Origin of the sequence: Vibrio sp. McD22-P3 (genome assembly GCF_021568915.1) — a bacterium.
Classification (GTDB): domain Bacteria; phylum Pseudomonadota; class Gammaproteobacteria; order Enterobacterales; family Vibrionaceae; genus Vibrio; species Vibrio mediterranei.
Genome location: NZ_JAKGTN010000049.1, coordinates 1 through 6,732 on the forward strand (window position 1 = coordinate 1; position 6,732 = coordinate 6,732).

General features: G+C 41.9%; 7 protein-coding genes and 1 pseudogene. 6 read left to right on the plus strand and 2 right to left on the minus strand.

The window, feature by feature from the left end:
• Nucleotides 1-813: 813 nt before the first annotated feature.
• Nucleotides 814-1,239 (plus strand): type II RES/Xre toxin-antitoxin system antitoxin, encoded by a 426-nt coding sequence (gene parS, locus L2W36_RS26985; protein ID WP_236112035.1) that lies wholly within the window; start codon nt 814-816, stop codon nt 1,237-1,239.
• A 219-nt stretch (nt 1,240-1,458) separates the two neighbouring features.
• Here parS and L2W36_RS26990 read toward each other — a convergent pair whose 3' ends face one another.
• Nucleotides 1,459-1,833: an MbcA/ParS/Xre antitoxin family protein gene (locus L2W36_RS26990; RefSeq protein ID WP_236112036.1), complete on the minus strand. Its 375-nt coding sequence runs from the start codon at nt 1,831-1,833 to the stop codon at nt 1,459-1,461.
• Nucleotides 1,834-2,064: 231 nt separating this feature from the next.
• Here L2W36_RS26990 and L2W36_RS26995 point away from each other — a divergent pair, with 231 nt between their 5' ends.
• From L2W36_RS26995 to L2W36_RS27005, 4 genes and pseudogenes are all read left to right on the plus strand, one after another.
• Nucleotides 2,065-2,400 (plus strand): helix-turn-helix domain-containing protein, encoded by a 336-nt coding sequence (locus L2W36_RS26995; protein WP_050922297.1) that lies wholly within the window; start codon nt 2,065-2,067, stop codon nt 2,398-2,400.
• Nucleotides 2,393-3,799 (plus strand): HipA domain-containing protein, encoded by a 1,407-nt coding sequence (locus L2W36_RS27000; RefSeq protein WP_236112037.1) that lies wholly within the window; start codon nt 2,393-2,395, stop codon nt 3,797-3,799. Before L2W36_RS26995 ends, L2W36_RS27000 begins: the two co-directional genes overlap by 8 nt.
• A 94-nt stretch (nt 3,800-3,893) precedes the next feature.
• Nucleotides 3,894-4,097, plus strand: a complete 204-nt coding sequence (locus L2W36_RS27605; RefSeq protein WP_443088412.1) for a group II intron maturase-specific domain-containing protein — start codon at nt 3,894-3,896, stop codon at nt 4,095-4,097.
• A 67-nt stretch (nt 4,098-4,164) separates the two neighbouring features.
• Nucleotides 4,165-4,833: pseudogene (locus tag L2W36_RS27005) on the plus strand (group II intron maturase-specific domain-containing protein); the annotation flags it as partial.
• Between the two features lie 292 nt (nt 4,834-5,125).
• Here the strand turns inward: L2W36_RS27005 and L2W36_RS27010 are convergent.
• Nucleotides 5,126-6,079, minus strand: a complete 954-nt coding sequence (locus tag L2W36_RS27010; RefSeq protein WP_236112039.1) for an IS110 family transposase — start codon at nt 6,077-6,079, stop codon at nt 5,126-5,128.
• Nucleotides 6,080-6,383: 304 nt separating this feature from the next.
• On the opposite strand from L2W36_RS27010, the gene L2W36_RS27015 reads away from it, so the two are divergent.
• Entirely contained in the window at nt 6,384-6,602 is a 219-nt protein-coding gene (locus L2W36_RS27015) for an NAD(P)H-dependent oxidoreductase (protein ID WP_236112038.1), read from the plus strand.
• Nucleotides 6,603-6,732: the final 130 nt, after the last annotated feature.

Genomic DNA, 6,732 nt, shown 5'->3' on the forward strand with positions numbered 1-6,732 from the left:
TGGCTTCTTTTCTTTCTGCTGGTATACGAGACAAAGTTTACTCAATACCGCCCATACTGGTTAAATTTTAACAGTGACAACAATCCTGCCAGAGGGGGCGAAGGTGAATTTGCTGTGAACTTTTCTTGCACACACCAGGACACTATCTGCAATCGAAACAAACGGGGCGTCCACATATGGTAAAAAGTGATATCCAACCACTAGTGTTGCCTGTCTTTGTATTTCCCAAAAGCTTGAGTTAGTAGGTAGGAGTAATAACCGTAAATTTAACCTCATTTACGGTTGAATCTGGATTTCCCAGAAAACTGGCATGAATTGGGGTAAGATTAACCGAAAATTTAATGAAATTTACGGTTGAATCAGGTGATTGGTTGTTAACGCTGGTATTTTTTCTTCAGCTTTTTTAGCTCTTCTGGATTGTTTTTCTCTAGCTCTATTTCATATTCATCCATATGTTTCGAGAGCCAAATGTGAACATTTTCCGAATAGAGAGTAAAAGCACCAATAGCTAAACTCAATGCGAATATTATACTTAGAAACAACATCTTAGTCTTCTCATGTGTTGTGCCGACGCGCTAGTTCGTACTAGCTAACAACCCTATCAATTCATCAGTTGTAACTGTTTTTCATGAACCATTTTCGTTTATAACATATACAGCAATACGATACTTGGATTAGTTCTAGTGTAGCAAGGCCAGCTTGCCACTAATTGGAAAGAGTATGTAGGCAACTAGCAAGCCTCGACATATTTCCGTGTTAAAATAATCTAATTACGCCTATTGTGTAAGTGTAGTTAGATTCGGAGGTACTTTAATGTTCAGTGCTGCTTATGAAATGCTCGGAGGTGAAAAGCGCAAATCTCAGAGCGTAATCGATAGTCTAAAAATTATTCGTCAAGGGCTTCCTGTTGAAATGCTGGATAGAGGAATGTTAACTCTTGGTCTGACTAAGACAGATTACGCGAAAATTATTGGCGTTAATCTGCGTACTCTCCAGCGAAAAATGAAAGAACCAAACGCAACGCTAAGCCCAACAGCCAGTGAACATGCTCTTATGCTTGCAGATATGGTCAAACAAGCAAATGAGTATTTTGGTGATCGTGATGCGACATTACGCTGGTTAAATAAACCCAGTTTGGTGTTTGAAAACAAAACCCCACTTTCATTCTGTGACACAATAACCGGTATCATTCTGGTAACAGAAGAGATCAATAAGTTGAAGTACGGATATACGGCTTAAATGGAAACCTACCGATTGTCACAAAGCAACTTTTCTGACATAACAGGGAAAGTTGGTCTGTTTGGTTCTGCGATATAGGTCCTTAGATACACTATGATTGGGTACAAGCGTGTTAGTTCCTGTCCATGTAGGTATCTCTGCCTTGCAAAGTAGGCTTCATCCGGAAAGAGATGGCCAATGGCTCAACATATCAACCTGATATTTTGAGATAAAAGCATCTCAAGAAAAATCACCATACTTGATACGATTTAATACATCTAAAACGCGTTTTAAATCACCTTTAAGCACAACTTCTAGCGGAGTTAGACCAGATAGCGCTGGAATTGCGGAAGTTAACCATTCTGCTCTCAAACCAGAGTCCTCAAACATATCCTCCATGTGCTCTTTTAAAGTAGGATGTTGTGAAAGAACGTACTCTATAGACTTCGACTGGGTATCATCCTCAAGTTCAACTTTGCGCAAAGTCCATGAACCATCGTTATTGTCGAGCCATTCGATTTGATCGCCTTCTTCCCATTGCAATTCTTTTTGCAGTATTTCTGGAATGTTGAAGAAAGCCTCACCATCGCAGGTCTTCTCAATTTTAATTTTCATTGCTGCTTAGAACCTTATTCTATTCACATGGTGATTTATGACACGCTTACTCTAGTTTAGCAAAAACAGATTGCCACTTATTGGAACGAACATACAACTAGCAAACTAAACATAAGTTACTTAAATTATACTTTTAAATAATTTCTTATACAGACACTTCAAAAGTGAGTTATAGTGAACTTATATATTGAGACGACCCCAATAGTAACAAAAGTACACTAAAAGGCACTTATGAAAAAAGGTAAGATGGTAAAGGCACAACCTATGCCTGATTTGAATACCGAGTTCAGTATGGAAACGCTGGGAGCCGCCATTCGCTCAAAGCGCACCGATAGAGGCTGGCGTATTGATGATCTCGCTTCAAAAGCCAATTTATCTCGTAGGACAATCATGAAGATTGAAAAAGGCGATACCAGTGTCACCTTTGCCAATGTACTTATCCTCATGGATATCTTAGGGCTGTCGTTACGCCTTATCGACTTAAAGCTATTTGTTCGTCCACACAACCAAATAACCTACCAAGACGAAAACAACGTGATAAGCAATGAGGATGGTTGGTATGAGTAAGCTGCAACAATTAGACGTGTTTATCGGTACGAATACCAAAATTGGTCGTTTGATTCTTCCTGTCGGAACAGAGACAGAATTCTCATTCATCTATGAAGATGAATGGAAACACACTGGTTTCCCGATTTCACCACACATCCCTTTCGATGATCAGGCTTCGCTACGTAGTATCGAGAACTACCTCAGAAATCTCCTTCCTGAAGGAGAAGCCTTTGAGGAGATGATACAAAACACCACTATCTCCAAAAGCAACACGTTCGGGCTGATTCGTAAGCTTGGTGCGGAAACATCTGGTGCATTATCTTTTCGAGTTCCAAACTCAGAACCTCAGGAAACCAGCTTTAGATCTGTTCCTGATGATGAGCTCATAGAACGACTTGAGCGAGATTTAGCCCCATTAGTTTATTGGGACGGTAAGGTTCGCCTTTCAGTTGCCGGTGTGCAAAACAAGTTAAACTTACTTAAGCGCGGTGATGAATGGGGATTTGGTGAAGGAAAATTAAGTTCGAACTACATTCTGAAGTTTGAAAGCGGTAAAGCACCGTGTATTGCTGTGAATGAGTTCTTTTGCATGACATTAGCTAAGCTAGCAGGTTTGGATGTCGCTAATGTTGAGTTAACCCGTATTGGGAAGACTAGGACACTGATGATAGAGCGGTTCGATCGTGCCTATATCGAGGCTCGTGATGTCGTTCAACGAAAACACGTGATTGATGGCTGTCAGGCGACTGACTTACCTCCAGGTTACAAATACGAGCGTCAGAATGGGGATGAAGGCGATGGTATATATATGCGTGATGGCGTTTCTTTCCCACGCCTACTGAGCGTCAAAACCATAGACACGGTAATCACCAACCTAAAGCTTACCCAGTGGATGCTCTTTAATCTAGCAACGCTAAACTACGATGCCCATGGCAAAAATATTAGCTTCTTCGTGACCCCTAAAGGCCTGGAATTGACCCCTTTTTATGATTTAGTCAACATAGAAGCTATTGCTCAAGAGGGAGCAAAACGCAACTCACAAAGCGGTAAATTGTCTGCTGATGAGGGGCGTGCCGCCAGTATCCCTCAATATTTTGCGATGTCGATTGGAGATTGGGAAAGCGAAGACTTTCAAAATCCACCGAAAGGTAACTTCAAACACCCTATTACCAGCTATGATTTAGCTGAATTCGGTGCTCTGCTCGGCTATTCAGGCACCAAAATGGCTTCCATAATGGTAGAAACCATTGATGCCATAAAGAATGCCCTGAAGGAAACGGTTGGACTTACCGAAGCTCAAGGAATCGATGATGAAGAGCGTGAACACATAGAACTATGTGTCTCACTAGCCCAAACAGAGTGTGAATACTTGTTAGCGCAAGCCGACAGTGTACCAGAAATGAGTAAACTTCTTTAATGGCAAATGCAGGGGCGATCTTTAGCACAGGGCGATCTTTAGCAGCGATCTTTAGCAGCCAGAATGTTCAGAGCACAAATACAGGGGTGGATAAATTACTTATGGTCGTTTTTACAAATCAGCCATGTACCCGACGCTACGACATATCAACCGCAAACTCAGTCTGTGGGCGATGAGGAAGTTCAAAAAGTTGAAGAAACACCGACGACGAGCTGAACACAGGCTTGGGGAGATAGCTTTAAAATATCCTTACCTGTTTCCGCATTGGAAGTTAGGTGTTAGACCATCGGTTGGATGATGGGAGCCGTATGAGCTGAGAGGTTCACGTACGGTTCTGAGAGAGCCTGTGGGGGAGGTTCCCACGGGCTACTCACCTCGTCGTCACCTGTGCTTCAAAGGAAGTGCTGGAGAACGATATCAAACCGTTGATTGCTGATTTCTTAGCAGAAAGAGGCTTAACACTCTCCGAAGAGAAAACGCACATTACCCATATCAGTCGTGGTTTTGATTTCCTAGGTTTTAACCACAGGAAGTACAAAGGGAAGTTGCTCATTAAGCCGAGTAAATCCAACACACTGCTGTTCTTGAGTAACTTGCGCGAACTCATCAAAAAGCACGCAACTATCCCCGTTAACGATTTAATCAAGTTGATAAATCCGAAACTCAGGGGTTGGTCTAATTACTATCGACACTGCGTGGCCAAACAGGTATTCGGATATGTAGGTCACAAGCTATTCCATACGTTATGGCACTGGGCTAAAAGGCGTCATCCAACAAAGTCTAGAACTTGGATCGCCCTTAAATACTTCATCAACCGCCAAGGTCAATGGCAATTTCACGGTTGGCAGAAGATCATGAATATGGATTGTCAGTTTAATCTATTTCAAATAGCCAAAGTGCCAATAGAGAGACATGTGAAAATCAGGAGTGCCGCTACGCCTTTTGATCCTCAATACCAAGAATACTTGGCTAAGAGAAAATCAAAGAAGCAATGCCGTAACTCTTGGCATGAGCCTGCTCTCACTGCTTTATAAGTTGCTGGGTGCCAATCGGTGCCTTTGTGAAGGCTTGAGCCTAGTGCGGTGAAAGTTGCACGCTGGGTTCTTATATGGACTCCCTCGGAAAATCAACAAAAAACAAAATAAAAACAAGTATAGATGCGCTCTTATATACGGGCTTTCTTGAGGAACTACCTCGCCCTAAAATGTAGTCGCACCAATAGGCTAAGTCTTAGGAACGGCATCATTGTGCCTTAGAACCCAACTAGCTTCTATTGGTCGGTCTTACCTGTTTTACCATAGTTCTATGTTGATTATGCTCGGTATATCAAGCTAATTTTTCTAGCTGGTACACTGAGTCATTCTTTAAAAGAGCGTAAGCTGTTCGCACGGTTTTATTTGCTAACGCAATCGCAGCAACTTTCTTCTCACGTCTCTCTATTAAAGCTTTTAACCATTGTTCTTTATTTGTTCTATCTGGGCGATTCACTACCAGGCTAACGACCGAAAGCGCTCCTTGAAAAAGAGTTGAACGGAGTCGCATGTCGGCACTTTTCTTTGATATATGCCCAATACGTTCTTTACCGCCAGAACTATGCTGTTTTGGTGTTAAGCCTATGCTGGCTGAGGCATTTCTTCCACTTGAGAAGTTCTCGCCTTTCCCTAATCGCAGGGCAAGACCTAAAGCCCCTAAAGGACCAACACCTTCAAGTTTCATTAGCTTTTGACACACATCATTATCTTTAATTGCTATCTCTAGCTGTTTAGTCAGATCATCCAGATGAACTATCTGAACAAGCAAATGTTCCCACAACCGAAGAAGTACGGCTCTGAACCGATCAGGTAATCCATTTTGTGCATCTTCAAGAACAAATGGAATCCCTTCTCTTAACGAAGTTAACCCTTGGGGAAGAATGATCCCAAATTCTGACAGTAATCCACGAATATGATTACTTTGAGCTATCTGGTGCGTGAGAGCTAAATTTCTGGCTCGTTCCATTGATTGCATTGCTTGCTCATCCACAGATTGAACTCGAATACTATAGATATGCTCAAGTGATGCTGCGGTGGCAATAGCAAGAGCATCGTTCTTATCTGTTTTTTGTTTTGTTTGAAACCCCTTAACCGCACGAGCATTGATCACTTTGACTTGATGACCAGCGGTTTTTGCATATCTCGCCCAATAATGAGCACTTGAACACGATTCCATGGCCACTAATGAAAGCTTCTCTTTAATTAGAAGTTCTTTGAGCTTCGTTCTGCTAATTTCGCGATTGTATATAACTTTTCCTTGTGGGCTTAATTTACAAACCTGAAAGACATTTTTGCCAAATCAATCGCTATGACGTTATATTTTTGCATTGTATGGACTCTTGGTTAGGTTTTGGTCAACTTCAACCGTAGCTCCCTGAGGAAAGGGAGTCCATACATCTTAGAGGGACGACACTTGGTAACAGGTGTCGTCTACTCGACAGAACCTTCTTAGAGCTATAACATCCGTAATCACAAAAGGCAGCGTACCGATTGGAGAACGCCGCCTTTTAGTATGACACTTTAATACTTAGTATGAATCTTTATTACTTGGTATGATGCTTTATTCTACTCACACAGTATTGACCACCACTCGTGATGGCATTCACAAAGATACACCTCGCAACAGTATGAATGATTATCTTGCTACGATTTTAGGCTTCCTTGGTATGACGAATGTGGAATTCATTTACGCCGAAGCGCTAAACATGGGTGATGAACCTGCCGCAAAAAAACGTGCATCTGCACTAGAATCTCTGAGCGCATTAGTCTAACTGTTCTTGATGAGTCAATAGAGCAAATATGACGCGAATTGTACTCACCACTTTTGTTTCTCGCATTCCTTCCCCTTGCTTCCATACAAACCTATGACACTTCTCCACAGATATAACTATACGCCTGTGC

What these genes read in the sequence shown, in the direction of transcription:
- parS (WP_236112035.1), top strand. Translation starts at nt 814, where the DNA reads ATGTTCAGTGCTGCTTATGAAATGCTCGGAGGTGAAAAGCGCAAATCT.
- L2W36_RS26990 (WP_236112036.1), bottom strand. Translation starts at nt 1,833, where the DNA reads ATGAAAATTAAAATTGAGAAGACCTGCGATGGTGAGGCTTTCTTCAAC.
- L2W36_RS26995 (WP_050922297.1), top strand. Translation starts at nt 2,065, where the DNA reads ATGAAAAAAGGTAAGATGGTAAAGGCACAACCTATGCCTGATTTGAAT.
- L2W36_RS27000 (WP_236112037.1), top strand. Translation starts at nt 2,393, where the DNA reads ATGAGTAAGCTGCAACAATTAGACGTGTTTATCGGTACGAATACCAAA.
- L2W36_RS27015 (WP_236112038.1), top strand. Translation starts at nt 6,384, where the DNA reads ATGATGCTTTATTCTACTCACACAGTATTGACCACCACTCGTGATGGC.